Annotated in this window: 16 protein-coding genes and 4 tRNA genes; 15 read left to right on the top strand and 5 right to left on the bottom strand. The window is 56.2% G+C overall.

The window, feature by feature from the left end; all coding sequences use genetic code 11:
• The first annotated feature begins 124 nt into the window (after positions 1-124).
• The 12 genes from truA to PSH73_RS17270 all read left to right on the top strand — a co-directional run bounded on the left by truA (position 125) and on the right by PSH73_RS17270 (position 9,664).
• Positions 125-949 carry a tRNA pseudouridine(38-40) synthase TruA gene (gene truA / locus PSH73_RS17325; RefSeq protein ID WP_057438609.1) on the top strand — a complete coding sequence of 275 codons (825 nt, stop codon included), beginning with the start codon at positions 125-127 and terminating at the stop codon, positions 947-949.
• Positions 950-1,013: 64 nt separating this feature from the next.
• Positions 1,014-1,646: a phosphoribosylanthranilate isomerase gene (locus PSH73_RS17320; protein ID WP_057438610.1), complete on the top strand. Its 633-nt coding sequence runs from the start codon at positions 1,014-1,016 to the stop codon at positions 1,644-1,646.
• Between the two features lie 244 nt (positions 1,647-1,890).
• Positions 1,891-2,811, top strand: coding sequence for an acetyl-CoA carboxylase, carboxyltransferase subunit beta (accD, locus tag PSH73_RS17315; RefSeq protein WP_038442050.1), 921 nt, complete (start codon positions 1,891-1,893; stop codon positions 2,809-2,811).
• Positions 2,808-4,115, top strand: coding sequence for a bifunctional tetrahydrofolate synthase/dihydrofolate synthase (gene folC, locus PSH73_RS17310; RefSeq protein WP_057438611.1), 1,308 nt, complete (start codon positions 2,808-2,810; stop codon positions 4,113-4,115). Before accD ends, folC begins: the two co-directional genes overlap by 4 nt.
• Positions 4,099-4,758, top strand: a complete 660-nt coding sequence (locus tag PSH73_RS17305; RefSeq protein WP_057960176.1) for an SPOR domain-containing protein — start codon at positions 4,099-4,101, stop codon at positions 4,756-4,758. Before folC ends, PSH73_RS17305 begins: the two co-directional genes overlap by 17 nt.
• Positions 4,759-5,007: 249 nt before the next feature.
• A complete protein-coding gene (locus PSH73_RS17300; RefSeq protein WP_057438613.1) occupies positions 5,008-5,565 on the top strand; it encodes a CvpA family protein in 558 nt (185 codons plus the stop codon).
• Between the two features lie 41 nt (positions 5,566-5,606).
• Positions 5,607-7,112: an amidophosphoribosyltransferase gene (gene purF, locus PSH73_RS17295; RefSeq protein WP_057438614.1), complete on the top strand. Its 1,506-nt coding sequence runs from the start codon at positions 5,607-5,609 to the stop codon at positions 7,110-7,112.
• Between the two features lie 67 nt (positions 7,113-7,179).
• Positions 7,180-8,391: an O-succinylhomoserine sulfhydrylase gene (locus PSH73_RS17290; protein WP_057438615.1), complete on the top strand. Its 1,212-nt coding sequence runs from the start codon at positions 7,180-7,182 to the stop codon at positions 8,389-8,391.
• Between the two features lie 11 nt (positions 8,392-8,402).
• Complete coding sequence (locus PSH73_RS17285; protein WP_115129422.1) at positions 8,403-9,167, top strand: SDR family oxidoreductase; 765 nt, start codon at positions 8,403-8,405, stop codon at positions 9,165-9,167.
• A 107-nt stretch (positions 9,168-9,274) separates the two neighbouring features.
• Positions 9,275-9,350 (top strand) — tRNA-Val (locus tag PSH73_RS17280).
• Positions 9,351-9,405: 55 nt separating this feature from the next.
• Positions 9,406-9,482, top strand: a tRNA-Asp gene (locus PSH73_RS17275).
• A gap of 105 nt (positions 9,483-9,587) precedes the next feature.
• Positions 9,588-9,664: transfer RNA gene (locus PSH73_RS17270), tRNA-Asp, on the top strand.
• Positions 9,665-9,828: 164 nt separating this feature from the next.
• Here the strand turns inward: PSH73_RS17270 and PSH73_RS17265 are convergent.
• Positions 9,829-11,112, bottom strand: coding sequence for an FAD-binding oxidoreductase (locus PSH73_RS17265; protein ID WP_057438616.1), 1,284 nt, complete (start codon positions 11,110-11,112; stop codon positions 9,829-9,831).
• 182 nt (positions 11,113-11,294) lie between these two features.
• On the opposite strand from PSH73_RS17265, the gene PSH73_RS17260 reads away from it, so the two are divergent.
• Together PSH73_RS17260 and PSH73_RS17255 are read left to right on the top strand one after the other, a co-directional pair.
• Positions 11,295-11,371, top strand: a tRNA-Val gene (locus PSH73_RS17260).
• Positions 11,372-12,024: 653 nt separating this feature from the next.
• Entirely contained in the window at positions 12,025-13,017 is a 993-nt protein-coding gene (locus PSH73_RS17255) for a hypothetical protein (RefSeq protein ID WP_305461070.1), read from the top strand.
• A gap of 474 nt (positions 13,018-13,491) precedes the next feature.
• On the opposite strand, the gene PSH73_RS17250 is transcribed toward PSH73_RS17255, so the two are convergent.
• Both PSH73_RS17250 and PSH73_RS17245 read right to left on the bottom strand, forming a co-directional pair.
• The gene (locus tag PSH73_RS17250) at positions 13,492-14,073 is read right to left on the bottom strand and encodes a recombinase family protein (protein WP_305461069.1); all 582 of its coding nucleotides are present in this window, start codon (positions 14,071-14,073) and stop codon (positions 13,492-13,494) included.
• Between the two features lie 133 nt (positions 14,074-14,206).
• Positions 14,207-14,422, bottom strand: a complete 216-nt coding sequence (locus PSH73_RS17245; RefSeq protein WP_305461067.1) for a hypothetical protein — start codon at positions 14,420-14,422, stop codon at positions 14,207-14,209.
• Between the two features lie 11 nt (positions 14,423-14,433).
• Here PSH73_RS17245 and PSH73_RS17240 point away from each other — a divergent pair, with 11 nt between their 5' ends.
• A complete protein-coding gene (locus PSH73_RS17240; protein ID WP_305461065.1) occupies positions 14,434-15,186 on the top strand; it encodes a hypothetical protein in 753 nt (250 codons plus the stop codon).
• Between the two features lie 449 nt (positions 15,187-15,635).
• Here the strand turns inward: PSH73_RS17240 and PSH73_RS17235 are convergent, their stop codons facing one another.
• Both PSH73_RS17235 and PSH73_RS17230 read right to left on the bottom strand, forming a co-directional pair.
• Positions 15,636-16,508 carry a helix-turn-helix domain-containing protein gene (locus tag PSH73_RS17235; protein WP_305461063.1) on the bottom strand — a complete coding sequence of 291 codons (873 nt, stop codon included), beginning with the start codon at positions 16,506-16,508 and terminating at the stop codon, positions 15,636-15,638.
• Between the two features lie 209 nt (positions 16,509-16,717).
• Positions 16,718-16,951 carry a hypothetical protein gene (locus tag PSH73_RS17230; RefSeq protein ID WP_305461062.1) on the bottom strand — a complete coding sequence of 78 codons (234 nt, stop codon included), beginning with the start codon at positions 16,949-16,951 and terminating at the stop codon, positions 16,718-16,720.
• Positions 16,952-17,484 lie beyond the last annotated feature (533 nt).

The raw sequence follows: 17,484 nt of genomic DNA, 5'->3' as shown, positions 1-17,484 counted from the left end.
CTATCGCAGGCAAGCCAGCGCCCACAAAATGCCCCAGGCCCAGGCCTGGCACTTTATAATGGCCGCCTTTGCGCAACTATCAGGCTCTCAGCTCTTGGCAAATATAGATAACGCGGCCGCCGAAATGGCGGCCGCCGGCTTTTTCAGAATCGCCCTGGGCGTGGAATACAAAGGCTCGCGCTATCGCGGCTGGCAGCGCCAGGCCTCTGGCGTGCCGACCGTGCAGGAAACCCTGGAGAAGGCCCTGTCGAAGGTCGCCGACTCGCCGGTTTCATTGATGTGCGCCGGGCGCACCGACGCGGGCGTACATGCCTGCGGGCAAGTGGTGCATTTTGACACCCAGGCCGAGCGTTCGATGAAGGCGTGGGTCATGGGCGCCAATATCAATCTGCCCCACGATGTCAGTGTCAGCTGGGCCAAGGTTATGCCGGCGCACTTCCATGCGCGGTTCAAGGCGATTGCCCGGCGTTACCGCTATGTGATCTACAACGATCAGATCCGTCCGGCGCACTTGAACGAAGAAATCACCTGGAACCACCGTCCGCTGGACGCCGAGCGCATGGCTGAAGCGGCCCAGCATCTGGTGGGGATCCACGATTTCAGCGCCTTTCGCGCCGGCCAGTGCCAGGCCAAGTCGCCGATCAAGGAAGTCCACCACCTGCGGGTGACCCGTCACGGCAAGATGATTGTCCTGGATATCCGCGCCGGGGCGTTCCTGCACCATATGGTGCGCAATATCGCCGGGGTGCTGATGACCATCGGCACCGGCGAGCGCCCGGTGGAGTGGGCCAGGGAGGTGCTGGAGAGCCGGGTGCGGCGTACCGGCGGGGTTACGGCGCACCCGTTCGGCCTGTACCTGGTGGAGGTGGAGTACCGCGACGAGTTCGAGTTGCCGCAGCGTTTCATCGGGCCACACTTCCTCACTGGTTTCACTGAACTTGGCGGCTGACGCCCGGAAAAGCATTTGTTACCATCCGGGACTTTCCTGGACAGCCCCCTGAGGTTCCGACGATATGTCAGGCGTTCGCAGCAAGATTTGCGGGATTACCCGCATGGAAGACGCGCTGGCGGCAGTCGAGGCGGGGGCTGACGCCATTGGCTTTGTGTTTTATGCCAAGAGCCCGCGGGCGGTAACGGTGCAACAGGCCCGGGCGATCATTGCCGGCTTGCCGCCGTTCGTGACCACTGTGGGGCTGTTCGTCAACGCCAGCGCCTGCGAGCTCAATGAAACCCTGGATGCGGTGCCCCTGGACCTGTTGCAGTTCCATGGCGACGAAACCCCGGAGGAGTGCGCCGGCTACCATCGCCCGTATATCAAGGCGCTGCGGGTCAAGGCCGGGGACGATATCGCCGCCAGTTGTGCCGCCTACGCCGGGGCCAGCGGGATTTTGCTCGATGCCTATGTCGAGGGCATTCCTGGCGGTACCGGCGAGGCCTTCGATTGGTCGCTGATCCCCCAGGGCTTGAGCAAGCCGATCATCCTGGCGGGTGGCTTGTGCGCTGACAATGTGGCGCAGGCCATTGCCCAGGTTCGCCCGTATGCCGTCGACGTCAGTGGCGGGGTGGAGCAGGCCAAGGGCATCAAGGACTCTGGCAAGATTCACGCATTCATGCAGGCAGTGCGCAGCAGCAGTGGCGCGATGTGACGGCTGGCAGTCTGCCGCCGTCAGTAACTACCACTGTGTAAAACAGGCCGGCGTTGCCCTCGGGCGGCGCCAATGAAGTGGCAACCACGCACTGGCGGGTTGTCTGGAAGGCTGAGGGCAGGTGCAGGAAATGGCTGGTCGAACGTCTGACCCCGTCCTGCAGTTGTTATCGCCACATCAATGAATTTAGCTCAAGGGCATACGCGGGGCTGTGTTCAAGCCACCGGTACTGGAGAAAGAAAGCATGAGCAACTGGTTAGTAGACAAACTGATCCCCTCGATCATGCGTTCCGAGGTGAAGAAAAGCTCGGTCCCTGAAGGTCTGTGGCACAAGTGCCCCTCCTGCGACGCGGTGTTGTACCGCCCGGAGCTGGAAAAGACCCTGGACGTTTGCCCCAAGTGCAATCACCACATGCGTATCGGCGCCCGCGCCCGTATCGACATTTTCCTCGACGCCGATGGCCGTGCCGAGCTGGGCGCTGACCTGGAACCGGTGGACCGCCTCAAGTTCCGCGACGGCAAGAAGTACAAGGACCGCCTGACCGCTGCGCAAAAGCAGACGGGCGAGAAAGACGCGCTGATCTCCGTCAGCGGCAAGCTGCTGGGCATGCCAGTGGTGGTGTCGGCGTTTGAGTTCTCCTTCATGGGTGGCTCGATGGGCGCCATTGTCGGTGAGCGTTTTGTACGCGCCGCCAACTACGCCCTGGAAAACCGTTGCCCGATGATCTGCTTCGCCGCCTCCGGTGGTGCGCGGATGCAGGAAGCGCTGATTTCGCTGATGCAAATGGCCAAGACCTCTGCGGTACTGGCGCGTCTGCGTGAAGAAGGCATCCCGTTCATCTCGGTCCTGACCGACCCGGTCTACGGCGGCGTTTCCGCCAGCCTGGCGATGCTGGGCGACGTGATTGTCGGCGAGCCCAAGGCGCTGATCGGCTTTGCCGGCCCACGCGTGATCGAGCAGACCGTACGTGAAAAACTGCCGGAAGGCTTCCAGCGCAGCGAGTTCCTGCTGGAGCACGGCGCCATCGACATGATCATTGCCCGTTCCGAACTGCGTCCGCGCCTGGGCAACCTGCTGGCACAGATGATGGGTTTGCCGACCCCGGTGTACGTCGCGCCTAAGGTCGAGCCCATCGTTGTGCCGCCGGTGCCTGCAAACCTATGACCCAACGAACCCTGGGCGAATGGCTCGCCTACCTCGAGCAGTTGCATCCGTCAGCCATCGACATGGGGCTGGAGCGCTCGCAACAGGTAGCGGCCCGCCTTGGGTTGGGGCGGCCGGCGCCACGGGTGATCACGGTCACTGGCACCAACGGCAAGGGTTCTACCTGCGCTTTCGTCGCCGCGTTGCTGCAGGCCCAGGGCCTGAAGGTGGGCGTCTACAGCTCGCCGCACTTGCTGCGTTACAACGAGCGTGTGCAGCTCAATGGCGTCGAAGCCACTGACGAGCAGTTATGCGAAGCCTTTGCGGCGCTGGATGCTGGACGTGGCGAAACCTCCCTGACCTATTTCGAGATGGGCACCCTGGCCGCGTTCTGGCTGTTCGAGCGTGAACAACTGGATGCGGTGGTGCTGGAAGTCGGTCTGGGCGGTCGTCTGGATACCGTCAATGTGGTGGATGCCGACCTCGCGTTGGTGACCAGCATTGGTGTGGATCATGCTGACTACCTGGGCGATACCCGCGAATCCGTGGCCTATGAAAAGGCCGGGATCTTCCGCCAGGGCAAGCCGGCGCTGTGCGGTGATGTGGACCCGCCCCATACCTTGCTGGATAAGGTGCGCGAGCTGGATTGCCCGTTTTTCCTGCGGGGCCGGGACTTCGGCCTGGAAGTGGCAGGCGATCGCTGGTCGTGGCACGGTGTCGATGCGCGGGGCCAGGGGGTCGAGCTGCACGACCTGCCGCTGCTGAACCTGCCCATGGAAAACGCCGCGCTCGCCCTGCAGGCCTACCTGTTGCTGGATCTGCCGTGGAATGCCGGGCAGATTGCCGATACCTTGCAGCGTACGCAGGTGGTCGGGCGCCTGGATCGTCGCTCGTTCGAGTGGCAAGGCAAGCGCTTGAACCTGTTGCTGGATGTCGGGCATAACCCCCATGCTGCGCAGTACCTGGCGCGTCGTTTGTCGCTCCAGGCGCCGGCGGGTCGGCGTCTGGCGGTGTTCGGCCTGCTGGCGGACAAGGATCTGGACGGTGTGGTCGCGCCTTTGCTGGGCAGTGTGCAGTCCTGGGCCGTCGCCCCGCTGGATACGCCGCGCACCCGTACGGCGGATGATGTGCAGGCGGTGTTGCAGAACCTTGGCGCGACGGTGACGTCCCATGCAAGCGTAACCGCTGCATTGGAGGCTCAATGCGCGGTGGCAACGGCCGAGGACGAGATTCTGTTGTTCGGATCATTTTATTGTGTTGCCGAGGCGCTTGAGTGGTTGGCCCGGCGCTCCACGGAGGAAGCTGCACATGGCATTACTGGATAGCGCATACAAGCAGCGAATGGTCGGAGCCCTGGTGCTGGTGGCATTGGCGGTGATTTTCCTGCCGATGCTGTTTTCTCGCCAGGACGAGCAGCGCCAGGTTACGGTCGAAGCACCGGCGGCGCCCCAGGCGCCGGTGATGCCGCAGGTCCAGGTCGAGCCGGTAGTGGTGCCTGAGCCGCAGGCGCTGCCCGAGGAAGAACCGGTGCCGACCGATGCGGAAATTGCCGAACAGCAAGCACCTTCGGCGCCGATCCAGCCGAGTGTGCCGGTGGTAAAACCTGCTCCTGCGCCTGTGGTTGCCGCCAAGCCGGCTGCACCTGCTCCTGCGCCGAAACCGGTCGCACCGCAGCCCGCAGCCCCGGGCAAGCCTGATGTGGGGCAAAGCCGTATTGATCCGAATGGCCTGCCGATCAGTTGGTCGGTGCAACTCGCCAGCCTGTCCAATCGCGAAAGCGCCGAAGCCTTGCAGAAAACCCTGCGCAGCCAGGGTTATAACGCGTATATCCGAACTGCCAATGGCAAGAATCGGGTATTTGTCGGTCCGCTGATCGAGCGTGCCGAGGCTGACCGCCTGCGGGACTTGCTGGGTCGCCAGCAGAACCTGAAGGGCTTTGTGGTGCGCTTCCAGCCAGAGCGCGGCTGAAACATCCAAATGTGTATGCAGGCTTGTGTGGGAGCGGGCTTGCCCGCGATGACGGTGGACCAGTCGATAGTTTAGTTGACTGGCACGCCGCTATCGCGGGCAAGCCCGCTCCCACATTGGTTTTTGCCTGACTTGAGATGGCCATGGCTTGCCACAACCCATTGATTTGCAATGGACTGCCAAACACCGCTTACCGATAGCCCAGCGCTCTGCTAAAATGCGCCGCCTTATCCGTCTGTAGGCTGCACTGTGCCATTTACCTGGGTTGATTGGGCGATCGTAGCCATCATCGCCATCTCCGCATTGATCAGTCTAAGCCGCGGCTTCGTCAAAGAAGCATTGTCGCTGCTGACCTGGATCGTTGCAGGAGTCGTCGCCTGGATGTTCGGCGGATCCCTGGCCGTTTATCTGGCCGGTTATATCGAAACACCTTCGGCTCGCGTCATCGCGGGCTGCGCCATCATGTTCATCGCCACGCTGCTGGTGGGAGCAATGGTCAATTATCTTATCGGCGAATTGATACGTGTCACCGGCCTCTCCGGGACCGATCGATTTCTCGGCATGGCCTTCGGTGCCGCGCGTGGCGCGTTGCTGGTGGTCGTTGCGGTCGGGCTGTTGAGCCTGGGTCCGGTACAGCAGGATGCATGGTGGCAGGAGTCGAGTCTCGTGCCAAAATTTCTATTGGTTGCAGATTGGTCCAAGAACCTCATATTGGGGTGGAGCAGTCAGTGGCTGGCCAGCGGTATCAGCGTACCCGCTGATCTTCCGTTCAAGGAACATCTCTTGCCCGGCAACGCGCCGCAGTAAGTAGTGTTCAGTCAAGATTCATTAAGTAGGGGTTGCGTCGCATGTGTGGCATCGTCGGTATCGTCGGTAAGTCGAACGTCAATCAGGCGCTGTATGACGCGCTAACCGTCCTCCAGCACCGCGGCCAGGACGCTGCCGGTATTGTGACCAGCCATGACGGCCGGTTATTCCTGCGCAAGGACAATGGCCTGGTACGTGACGTGTTCCATCAGCGTCACATGCAGCGCCTGGTCGGGCATATGGGCATTGGTCATGTGCGTTATCCGACTGCCGGTAGCTCGACTTCGGCCGAAGCTCAACCGTTTTACGTCAACTCGCCGTACGGCATTACCTTGGCGCACAACGGCAACCTGACCAACGTTGAGCAACTGGCCAAGGAGATTTACGAATCTGACCTGCGCCATGTCAACACCAACTCCGACTCGGAAGTGCTGCTCAACGTGTTCGCCCACGAACTGGCCCAGCGCGGCAAGTTGCAGCCTACCGAAGAAGATGTGTTCGCTGCCGTGACTGACGTGCATAACCGCTGCGTTGGCGGCTACGCGGTCGTGGCAATGATCACCGGCTACGGTATTGTTGGTTTCCGCGACCCGCACGGCATTCGTCCTATCGTGTTCGGCCAGCGTCACACCGACGAAGGCGTCGAGTACATGATCGCCTCCGAAAGCGTATCCCTGGATGTACTGGGCTTCACCCTGGTGCGCGACCTGGCGCCGGGCGAAGCGGTGTACATCACCGAAGACGGCAAGCTGCATACCCGTCAGTGCGCGATCAACCCGAAACTCACCCCATGCATCTTCGAACACGTCTACCTGGCGCGTCCGGATTCGATCATTGATGGTGTTTCGGTGTACAAGGCGCGTCTGCGCATGGGTGAGAAGCTCGCCGAGAAGATCCTGCGCGAACGCCCTGAGCATGACATCGACGTGGTGATCCCGATCCCGGACACCAGTCGCACCGCCGCGCTGGAGCTGGCTACCCGCCTGGGCGTCAAGTTCCGCGAAGGTTTCGTCAAGAACCGCTACATCGGCCGCACCTTCATCATGCCGGGCCAGGCGGCTCGCAAGAAGTCGGTACGCCAGAAGCTCAATGCCATCGAGCTGGAATTCCGCGGCAAGAACGTGATGCTGGTGGATGACTCCATTGTGCGTGGCACCACGTGCAAGCAGATCATCCAGATGGCCCGCGAAGCCGGGGCGAAGAACGTGTACTTCTGTTCTGCTGCGCCTGCCGTGCGGTACCCGAACGTGTACGGTATCGACATGCCGAGCGCCCACGAACTGATTGCGCACAATCGTTCGACCCAGGATGTAGCCGACCTGATCGGTGCCGATTGGCTGATTTACCAGGACCTTCCTGACCTGATCGAAGCGGTTGGCGGCGGCAAGATCAAGATCGAGCAGTTCGATTGCGCGGTCTTCGATGGCAAGTACGTGACGGGTGATGTCGACGAGGCGTACCTGAACAAGATTGAGCAGGCGCGTAACGACTCATCGAAGATCAAGACCCAGGCGGTCAGCGCGATCATCGATCTGTACAACAACTGAGTAACTACCGGCCCTGAGGGGCCGGTTTTGTATGTTAAATAAAGAATTTGAGTGAAGGAGTGGCAGCATGAGTCAGGAATGGGATGCCGGTCGGTTGGACAGCGACCTCGATGGTGTGGCTTTCGATACCCTGGCTGTGCGCGCCGGCCAGCACCGCACGCCGGAAGGTGAACACGGTGACCCGATGTTCTTCACCTCCAGCTACGTGTTCCGCACCGCGGCGGACGCGGCGGCGCGCTTTGCTGGCGAAGTGCCGGGTAACGTTTACTCCCGCTATACCAACCCGACGGTGCGCGCCTTCGAAGAGCGCATCGCGGCGCTGGAAGGGGCAGAGCAGGCCGTCGCCACAGCTACCGGCATGGCGGCGATCCTCGCCGTGGTGATGAGCCTGTGCAGCGCCGGTGATCACGTATTGGTGTCGCGCAGTGTGTTTGGTTCGACCATCAGCTTGTTCGAAAAGTACTTCAAGCGCTTTGGCATTGAAGTCGACTACGTGCCGCTGGCGGACCTTTCTGGCTGGAATGCGGCCATCAAGGCCAATACCAAATTGCTGTTTGTCGAGTCGCCGTCCAACCCGCTGGCAGAGCTGGTGGACATCGCCGCTCTCGCCGAAGTGGCCCACGCCAAGGGCGCGATGCTGGTAGTGGATAACTGCTTCTGCACGCCGGCCCTGCAGCAGCCACTGAAGCTCGGCGCAGATATCGTGGTGCATTCGGCCACCAAGTTCATCGACGGCCAGGGTCGTTGCATGGGCGGCGTGGTGGCCGGCCGCGGCGAGCAGATGAAGGAAGTGGTGGGCTTCTTGCGCACCGCTGGCCCGACCCTGAGCCCGTTCAATGCGTGGATTTTCCTCAAGGGCCTGGAAACCCTCAGCCTGCGGATGAAGGCCCATTGCGCCAATGCCCAGGCCCTGGCCGAGTGGCTGGAGCAGCAGGACGGCATCGAGAAAGTCCACTACGCCGGCTTGAAGAGCCACCCGCAACACGAGCTGGCTCAGCGTCAGCAGCGTGGCTTCGGGGCCGTGGTCAGTTTCGAGGTCAAGGGCGGCAAAGAGGGCGCGTGGCGCTTTATCGACGCGACACGCCTGATCTCCATCACCGCCAACCTGGGTGATAGCAAAACCACCATTACCCATCCAAGCACCACTTCCCATGGTCGCCTGGCACCGCAGGAGCGTGAAGCCGCGGGTATCCGCGACAGCCTGATCCGTGTTGCCGTTGGCCTGGAAGATGTGACTGACTTGCAGGCCGACCTGGCTCGCGGGCTGGCTGCCTTGTGATCGAGTGGTCCCTGGAGGCGGCTGGCGTCAGTAATGGCCGGGTCGCGTTGGTGACGGGTGCGGCACGCGGTATCGGCCTGGGGATCGCGGCCTGGCTGGTCAGCGAAGGCTGGCAGGTGGTGTTGGCTGACCTGGACCGCGAGCGGGGCGCCAAGGTGTCCAGGGTGCTGGGTGACAACGCCTGGTTTATCACCATGGACGTGGCCGATGAGCAGCAGGTGGCCCTTGGGGTGGCCGAAGTGCTGGGTCAGTTCGGGCGCCTGGATGCCCTGGTGTGTAATGCCGCTGTGGCCGATCCGCGCAATATCACATTGGATAGCCTGGACCTGGCTTACTGGAATCGGGTGCTGGCGGTGAACCTCAGTGGGCCGATGCTGCTGGCCAAGCACTGTGCGCCCTATCTGCGTGCCCATGGTGGTTCGATCGTAAACCTCGCCTCGACCCGGGCGCGGCAGTCGGAAGCGGATACCGAGGCTTACGCGGCGAGCAAGGGCGGCCTGTTGGCCCTGACTCACGCGCTGGCTATCAGCCTGGGGCCGGAGGTGCGGGTCAACGCTGTCAGCCCGGGCTGGATCGACGCCCGTGATCCCGCGGCGCGCCGTGCAGAGCCGTTGAGTGACGCCGATCATGCGCAGCATCCTGCGGGCCGGGTAGGCACGGTTGAGGACGTGGCAGCCATGGTGGCGTGGCTGCTGTCGCGCAGCGCCGGGTTCGTCACTGGGCAAGAGTTCGTGGTGGACGGTGGGATGAGCAAGAAGATGATTTACAGCGAGTAGGGCGGGTCCTGCACTTGACGTTATTTTGTCTTTTTCAGAAAAACTTCAAGCAGGCTCTTGACTTAGGTCCGCCATCTGCGTAAATTTCGCGGCCTCAACGAAGCAAAGGGTGATTAGCTCAGCTGGGAGAGCATCTGCCTTACAAGCAGAGGGTCGGCGGTTCGATCCCGTCATCACCCACCACTTCTTGAGAGTTTTGCCTTCGGGCAAGACGCAACGTTAAAGGTTGCACCGACGCGCAGCGGTAGTTCAGTCGGTTAGAATACCGGCCTGTCACGCCGGGGGTCGCGGGTTCGAGTCCCGTCCGCTGCGCCATATTTTCCAGGTCCGATGTTTCGGATTTGAGATTGAACAGCCAAGGCTGCTCAGTCAGATGTTTGAAGGCGGTTGAAGGTGACACTTCAGCAGTCTGAGCGATACGCAGCGGTAGTTCAGTCGGTTAGAATACCGGCCTGTCACGCCGGGGGTCGCGGGTTCGAGTCCCGTCCGCTGCGCCATATCTGTTCCAGGGTCCACTGAACACCCTGAGAGCGCCAAGAAAAGCGTTATGCTTGATTGGATCGATAGCAAAGACCCTGGTCGAAAGACCGGGGTTTTTTGTGTCTGCGATTTGATGATTCGACCTGTAGGAGCCAGCACGCCGGCTCCTGCAGGGTGTTGATCAGAAACCCAGCTTGTCCCGCAGCCCGTAGTACCACGCGCCCAGTGCCGCAAATGGCGTGCGCAACAGTTGGCCGCCCGGGAACGGGTAGTGCGGCAGGTCGGCAAACGCATCAAAACGCTCTGCCTGGCCTCTGAGGGCTTCAGCCAGTACCTTGCCTGCCAGGTGGGTGTACGTCACGCCATGGCCGCTACAGCCTTGGGAGTAGTAGATGTTGTCGCCGATGCGACCGACCTGGGGCAGGCGCGAAAGGGTCAGTAGGAAGTTGCCGGTCCAGGCGTAGTCGATTTTTACATCCTTCAATTGCGGAAAAGCCTTGAGCATCTTCGGCCGGATGATCGCTTCGATGTTCGCTGGATCCCGTGCGCCATACACCACGCCACCGCCGAAGATCAGGCGCTTGTCGCTGGTCAGTCGGTAGTAGTCGAGCAGGTAGTTGCAATCTTCGACGCAGAAATCCTGGGGGAGCAGGCGGTTGGCCAGTTCATCACCCAGTGGCGCCGTGGTAATCACTTGGGTGCCGCAAGGCATCGACTTGGCCGCCAACTCGGGCACCAGGTTGCCCAGGTAGGCGTTGCCGGCGACGATGATGAATTTAGCCTTCACCTTGCCTTGCGCCGTGTGGACGACAGGGTTGGCGCCACGTTCGATACGCACGGCGGCGGACTGTTCGTAGATGGTGCCGCCCAGGGACTCCACTGCCGCCGCTTCACCCAATGCCAGGTTGAGCGGATGGATATGCCCGCCACTCATGTCCAGCAGGCCGCCCACGTAGTTCTCGCAGGCCACCACCTCGCGGATGCGCCGCTCGTCGAGCAGCTCCAGCTGGGTATGGCCATAGCGTTCCCACAAGCGCTTCTGCGACTCCAGGTGGCCCATGTGCTTGCTATTGAGCGCGGCGAATACACCGCCGTCCTTCAAGTCGCACTGGATCTGGTACTTGGCAACCCGCTCACGGATGATCCTGCCGCCCTCGAACGCCATTTGTCCCAACAGTTGCGCCTGCTGGGGGCCGACGCTGCGTTCGATCACGTCGATATCACGGCTATAGCTGTTGACGATCTGGCCACCATTGCGCCCGGACGCACCGAAACCCACTTTGGCGGCTTCCAGTACCGTTACGCGAAAGCCGTTCTCCAGCAGAAACAGCGCGCTCGACAACCCGGTATAGCCAGCACCGATCACGCACACATCGGTTTCAACCTCACCTTGCAGCACTGGCCGCGGAGGAGCCGCATTGGCGGACGCGGCGTAATACGACTGGGGATAGGGGGTGTTCGCCATACTGGAACCTCTGTTTTATATTTTTTACGAGTGCGCCGATCCTACCTGAGTTGAAAATGCCCTGCCAGCCACTCGAAAAAGCAGCGCTGCTGATAAAAATAAAAAATTCGCATATTCATAGGCTTAGCTGCAAAAAAGGTGTTGACACCCCTCGGGAATTCCGTAGAATGCCGCCTCACAGCAGGCACGTAGCTCAGTTGGTTAGAGCACCACCTTGACATGGTGGGGGTCGTTGGTTCGAGTCCAATCGCGCCTACCAAACAAAATCCGCTCTGCTGGGCGGTCTAGAAGGGCTCACCGAAAGGTGGGCCCTTTTTTGTTGTCTTGGATTTCATCAGAACGTTCACAAAATATCGGGTTCGTTCACACTGGGCAATGTGAACGCCGATCTCCTCCGCTTCTTGGAGGGATTCTGCCTCGTCTCAAAATCTCTCTATCATCGATTAACCCCAGCTCGAAATCCTGCTTCAGGCGCTTTGGCGTCATGTATTAGCGTCAGGATGGCAGGGGGCCGAGCAACTCATAGACCGAACCAGTCGACAGGTTGGGCTCTCTCGGGCGGGTCATCGGTATCTATAAATAAAGTTGTGAATTGAAGCTTGCTGGTGATAAGGCAGGTGATGTGATGGCTTTTGGTGGTGGCGTAAATTTTCCGGGGCGAAAGCCCCATGATGTAGGTGGCTATCAGGATGCGGAGTCAATGGTCGTTTGTCGTGGTAGCATCTGGCCAGTCCTGCATGAGGAATGAAGTGCGTGTGATGGCACACCGCCGGATAACTTGAGAGTCAAGCTATACTACGCTGCCAGTTGGTCGGGGGCGGGGCATAGTTGGCAGGCGTTGATTGCTACATATAATAATTTTCTGGTTTCTGTTCTTGAATTGGAAACTCTAAAGCTAGGGGGGGGCGGGTTATGGTTCGCGAAGTGATTGGTCATGATGATAATGATATTGTAATGCTGGGTGATAAGCTTCCAGTTTCAATGAAGCTTGTGCAAAGTATGTATAACGAGTTGACCGGGAAGACTGAGAATATTGGTCAGATGTTGAACGGTAATCACGAAATAACGTTTTCTGATATACAGCAACTGAATTTTAAGATACTGCAGCTTTTTGAGCAGTATTCGGTGATTGAGAAGAGTTGCTGTGTGACGATATATCACATTAATGATAGTAAGGAACAATTTAGTTCGTTTGATCGATTTTCATTTTACGAGAAGGGTTCAAAAAGCCCTTGCGAAAATATTCGAATTGAATACAATTTTCTTATAGTTTTGCCAGCTACAAAAAAGCCACAGTCATACAAAATCACTGTTGATTTGCATTCAAGGGCTGCTCTCAAGAGAAAAGCACGTGCTGAAGTTGGCGTAAATCGCCGTATAGTTCAGATGGTTGCGTTTCGTACTGGCATGATTGATATAGAATATGTCGATTATACCGTTGCTAGAAACTTTATGACGGCTATTAATGAGTGGTACGGCTCCGTAAATAAAAACGAAGGATTTTGGGGGTATGATACGCTTCAAGATAACTCTCATAAAATTTCATCTGTATTTTCTGTATTAAGTCTTTTTTGTTTGTTTTTTGTTATTTATTTCAATAGTGAGCAATTGGTTCCTCCTGCGGCAAGCTTGCATCAGTTATATTTGGCAATGGTGGTTTCGATTTTTTCGGCGATTTTTATTAGTGTGGTGGCGGGGCGCTTTGGTAGTGCGTGTGAGTCATTAATAGATGTATATGCTCCAGTATCGGGCCTGATTTTAAATAAAGGTGATGATGATGTTCTTTCGGAGCAGCGCCGATCTAATGTTAAAACTGTGGTGGGTGGGATTTTGTTTACTGCAATAACAGTTGGTCTTAATGTATTTTCTTCATATGCCTTTTTGAAGATGGGGATCACTGGCTAGTCATCTATGTTGAAAAGCTTGCTTTGATGGCTGTTAACTAATGCCTCTATTTATAAATTCACCGCTGTGATAGTAAGTAGAGGTGTTGTTAGCGGGTTTAGGGTTGATTGGTGAGTGTACGTTAATATCAGGTTCTGGATTGCCGGGGGGAGTTCTGCTGGGGGTTTCTTATAGCTCAACTCCCAAATACACTTAAAGAACGGTCTGTCTAATTTGGTGTTCCAAATCCGCCGCCAAAAATAAGTGAGCTTCTTTGGGTGTCTCTAGCACAAGGCTGGAAAAAATAAGCTGAGCGAGCTAGGTGCTAAGCACTGCACGAGTAGGTCAATCGGAAGCTCGACAAATCTCAAAATAAATTGGACGGCTCTTAAGCTCTCGCAGCCTCAGAACGAGACGTTGAAGGCGAGCATCAAGCGACGTACTACCGTTGGTGTGAACTCGCTGCCACGAGCGGTACGCAAGCCTTGGAGGGGCTTATGCTTCTGTCGTGCCCTTGTTCCAGTGACGTTTGATAGTGGCAATGCCCATACCCAGCTCAATAGCTGTCTGAAGCTGAGTCATGTCTTTGGCCTTGAGTCGTTGCACTGCTGCTGTGGTGCTAGTGGCCTCGGGACGACCAAGTTTCTTGCCTTCAGTCTTGGCGCGACTCAGACCAGCTTGGGTACGTTCAATCAGCAAATCACGTTCAAACTCCGCAACAGCTCCCAGCACTTGCATGGTCATCTTGCCTGCTGCACTGGTGAGGTCTACGCCACCAAGGGCCAGGCAGTGAACACGGATACCGCTTGAGTCCAGATGCTCAACTGTAGCGCGTACATCCATGGCGTTACGCCCCAGCCGGTCAAGCTTAGTAACGATCAGTACGTCTCCAGATTCCATGCGATCAAGCAGCTTCTGAAAGCCGGGGCGTTCCTTGGCTGCAATGCTTCCTGAAATGGTTTCTTCTACTACACGGCTCGCCTGTACATCGAACCCGGCAGATTTCACTTCCTGCAACTGATTCTCTGTGAACTGGTTGGAGGTGGACACTCGTGCATAAAGGAAAGTGCGTGACATGGCGGGTAGCTCCAAGGCGTATCATTTAACGTGGTATCAGTGTGCCTGCGTATCAACAATTAACCAAGGCTAATTTGATGATTCCTGATGCCGCCTGTCCGGAGCGTATCGTTTAACGACCGTTTGTTGATGCCTACGATTGTCGTAGACGCATGATGGCGTCTGTGAGGGCTTGGCTGTTCGAGTCCAGCACTTGTAATGCAGCCAGAGCATTGTCAGCAGCAACAGTACCGCCTTGGCTGGAAACCCATCCGGCAAGTTCTTCTAACGCAGCAGCGATGCCATGTTGGCTGTACAGCATCAGGGTTAATACGTCAGCAGTGGCTACGGCTTGATTCTGGGCAGTCATGGGCGTCGTCCTTGAAAGAGTCGGCACTGATCCTAGTCCACGTTGAAGCTGGTGCAAACAGGGAGGGTGCAGCCGTTGTTGATCAGGTTGTTAGCGTCAGGCATGGTCACCTTCCCGCAGTCAGTGCAAGCGCCTATCATTGGCGGATAACAGTCAGTGAGAATGCAAGGATGAACAAAAAGGCATGGTCGATAATTGGTTTGGCAGGTCTTGCTGTTGTTGCTGTCGTTAAGGCTGTACTCGATAAAACAGCTGAGAAAGTTGTTGATCAGTACTATCCCTCGGAAGGGATGGGAGCATTCTTCAGTTTCCTTGCTGGGATTCCGGCGTGGTTTATCCAGCCCGTGGGGGTGCCACTGCTGGTGTTGTTAGTTTTGTTGATTGCTCTTGGTGCATCCCTTGGCTATATCGCATGGATGATCTATAGCAAGCGGGTTGATAAGGAAGTTTTAAAGTCTAAATTGCCTGCTCCAAAACCAGCGTTGATCGTAAGTGATGAGCAAAGACTAGTTTTGAAGGTCATTGCAGATACTACGAATGCAGGAGTGCCGCTCACGATCAGAACGATTTTTGATTTTGCTGGAATGGATCAGCTAAATTTCGATAATGCACTTAACGAGTTGCAGATTAACAGGTTTATTATACCTTACGATAATTTCCAAAAAGGCAGAATGCTACAGCTTACCCCGGCAGGGACAAAGTACATCCTCGATGAGAATCTTGCACACAAAAGAATAGTCAAGGAGTTTGGTGCTCCAAGATAGTCAATGCTACTTACAGCGTACGCTGTAGGTTGATACCAATTAACGTTTTATTTTTTTTAAAGAGGTGAAGGGGATTTATTTTATTTTATAAAATCCCCTTGCTTTTGATCTGCTCTCAGGCTGTCGCCTGTCCCGTGCAAACCTTGAACGTAGTTCAAGAGGTATAACACTATCAAGCAGGCTTGATGGTAATACTTGGTTAGAAAATGATTCACTTTCGTTCATCAGTAATTTTATTATTTTTTTAACAAGGATAATATTTCAAAGTAAAACTATCAGGCTTCCGTCTTGATTGTGCTAATCCATTGGCTACGCCGACTGTGCTCAGCTGAGACGTACCGTCTCCAGTGCAAAGCTTTCGTTCGCTTCGCTCTCTTATAAATCTGTCGTTAATTAAAGTTACTGACCCCCCCCCCTTGAGAGTTTTCGTCAGGGGGGCGTTGCTTATCTCAGGCGGTCAGCCGCTCTAGTTTCCATTTCTTGATAGTGTTTCTTGAGACATCTGTCTGTCGTGCAATCGATTTTATATCCTCGCCTTGCTCCAGTAGGCGTAGTACCTCCTGTCGCTTCGGGTGTTCCTTTCGCCCTTGCTGCTTTGGTTCAGTCATACCGCTGGCCCAAAACGGATTGAAATCAATTTCCAAGCCAAGGCCAAGGAGTATTTCCGGATGGCGCTCCAAGTGCAGTGCTATACCCCTCAACGACACTCTTGCAGCTTCGACAACCCGTTGAATCTGTCTGACGCTCATCGGCTCGTGGTCGTGGTTCAGTAAGCGTCTTGAGGCGCTTTCTACTGAAATCTCTGGCTGGTATAGCAGTTTGGTGACGTCAGTGGTAGAAACGCTGTACCTTCCGTTGATTACTCCTGGCCCCATATTGATGGCGCCTCGGACGTAGTCGTCTAGCCAAGGTGTTGGTATCTCTTCGACCTTGGCAGCACAGATTACTGCGTACAACGGATTCTTAACTACCGATGCTTTTCGGCCTTTCCCTGTCGTTGGCTCGGCGTGTCTCCCGTTTCTGGTGGTAGGCAGGGTATTGACTGTTGCAGTATGCCCGTCGTGCGTAGTGGGGATGACAATCGAAATTGGGCTCCCGTCCTCATCTATGATGAACGCAGATACTTCCTGACCGGATGGAACTGGGTAGTCGAATGGTTCGGGAGTGTATTCAGAGTGGGTGTAACTACCCAGAACCTCGCTCGTAACCTTGTCGAAGATGATGTCATCAATGGTGGCTGTGCGATGTTTGGTGAGCGTGAAACGAATGTCGGGGGTTGGTACAGTGGCGTGGATCACTTTATTGAGGGCGATACTGGTCATCTTCATTTCTCCTTTTTAGTTCATTTCATAGGCGTTACCTCAGGTATTGCCGATTTAGTTATCCAAGTATTTTTCTTAGGGTGTGCTTTGCCAAATATTGGTAATTAAACCCCCAAATATGCTGGCTGAAACCCATGTAAAAACACCCAGCCCATAGGGTAGTTAGGGGTAGGCTCTTTTACATGGATTTGCGTCAGTAAACAGTGGCGCTAGCTGCGAACCTGTAACAGTTCAAAAAAGGCAGGGCTCACGCTCGCTAATTCTCCGGCGTCTACCAAAGTACCGTTTCGGGATCGCAGCCCAGCCCGTTTATCATATTTAGCCAAAATGGCATCGGACACCCGTATTGCTCGATACTTGGCGATAAGTCTCGGTTTGACGCTTGAGCAGATAATTTTTACGATCAGATTTGATTCTTTGTCTATAATGATGTAGTTCGACATTTTCTATTTCTCCTTGTGGTTTTTTTCGGGTTGGCTTTCACCTCTATTTGGTTGTGCCTGTATATTTTTTTGTCGCGGCAACTTGCTAATGCATGGCACTGTGCAGTGCAGGCGAGTTAGGTGGAATCGATGTTCATATGTACCTCCGCATGTTGAATTTTTGGCAAAAAAATACCGACACATTGGTCGGCATCATCGGCAGTATTCTTTCTACGAAGTAGTAATAAATTCAGCTATTTGATGTCGGCAATCTCGTGGTTGGTTTTGCTTGCTTTTGCAATGTTCATGGAATTTCTCATGGGTTGCATTGACCGTCGGTGGTGGTCAACCAAAATTCAGGCGTTAAAAAACCTCCTGCGATTTCTGGGTGATTTGTTCACACCATGGTCGCGTAGAGGCTTCTAATTTGTCTGTTCTGCCCTCTGCGGCAGGAGGCAGATTCTACACGAATCCTTTAAAAAAACAACCCCCTAGGTGTTGACATTTACGATTGCCAAGTTTGGAAAACTTCTTTTCAGCGAGAGAGAAAAGCA

It is taken from the genome of Pseudomonas sp. FP2294 (assembly GCF_030687625.1).
GTDB lineage: Bacteria > Pseudomonadota > Gammaproteobacteria > Pseudomonadales > Pseudomonadaceae > Aquipseudomonas > Aquipseudomonas shahriarae.
This window is presented reverse-complemented; position numbering and strand designations above follow the sequence as displayed.

What these genes read in the sequence shown, in the direction of transcription:
- accD (WP_038442050.1), top strand. Translation starts at nt 1,891, where the DNA reads ATGAGCAACTGGTTAGTAGACAAACTGATCCCCTCGATCATGCGTTCC.
- truA (WP_057438609.1), top strand. Translation starts at nt 125, where the DNA reads ATGGCGGCCGCCGGCTTTTTCAGAATCGCCCTGGGCGTGGAATACAAA.
- PSH73_RS17255 (WP_305461070.1), top strand. Translation starts at nt 12,025, where the DNA reads ATGGTTCGCGAAGTGATTGGTCATGATGATAATGATATTGTAATGCTG.
- PSH73_RS17250 (WP_305461069.1), bottom strand. Translation starts at nt 14,073, where the DNA reads ATGTCACGCACTTTCCTTTATGCACGAGTGTCCACCTCCAACCAGTTC.
- folC (WP_057438611.1), top strand. Translation starts at nt 2,808, where the DNA reads ATGACCCAACGAACCCTGGGCGAATGGCTCGCCTACCTCGAGCAGTTG.
- PSH73_RS17265 (WP_057438616.1), bottom strand. Translation starts at nt 11,112, where the DNA reads ATGGCGAACACCCCCTATCCCCAGTCGTATTACGCCGCGTCCGCCAAT.
- PSH73_RS17230 (WP_305461062.1), bottom strand. Translation starts at nt 16,951, where the DNA reads ATGTCGAACTACATCATTATAGACAAAGAATCAAATCTGATCGTAAAA.
- purF (WP_057438614.1), top strand. Translation starts at nt 5,607, where the DNA reads ATGTGTGGCATCGTCGGTATCGTCGGTAAGTCGAACGTCAATCAGGCG.
- PSH73_RS17245 (WP_305461067.1), bottom strand. Translation starts at nt 14,422, where the DNA reads ATGACTGCCCAGAATCAAGCCGTAGCCACTGCTGACGTATTAACCCTG.
- PSH73_RS17290 (WP_057438615.1), top strand. Translation starts at nt 7,180, where the DNA reads ATGAGTCAGGAATGGGATGCCGGTCGGTTGGACAGCGACCTCGATGGT.
- PSH73_RS17235 (WP_305461063.1), bottom strand. Translation starts at nt 16,508, where the DNA reads ATGACCAGTATCGCCCTCAATAAAGTGATCCACGCCACTGTACCAACC.
- PSH73_RS17305 (WP_057960176.1), top strand. Translation starts at nt 4,099, where the DNA reads ATGGCATTACTGGATAGCGCATACAAGCAGCGAATGGTCGGAGCCCTG.
- PSH73_RS17320 (WP_057438610.1), top strand. Translation starts at nt 1,014, where the DNA reads ATGTCAGGCGTTCGCAGCAAGATTTGCGGGATTACCCGCATGGAAGAC.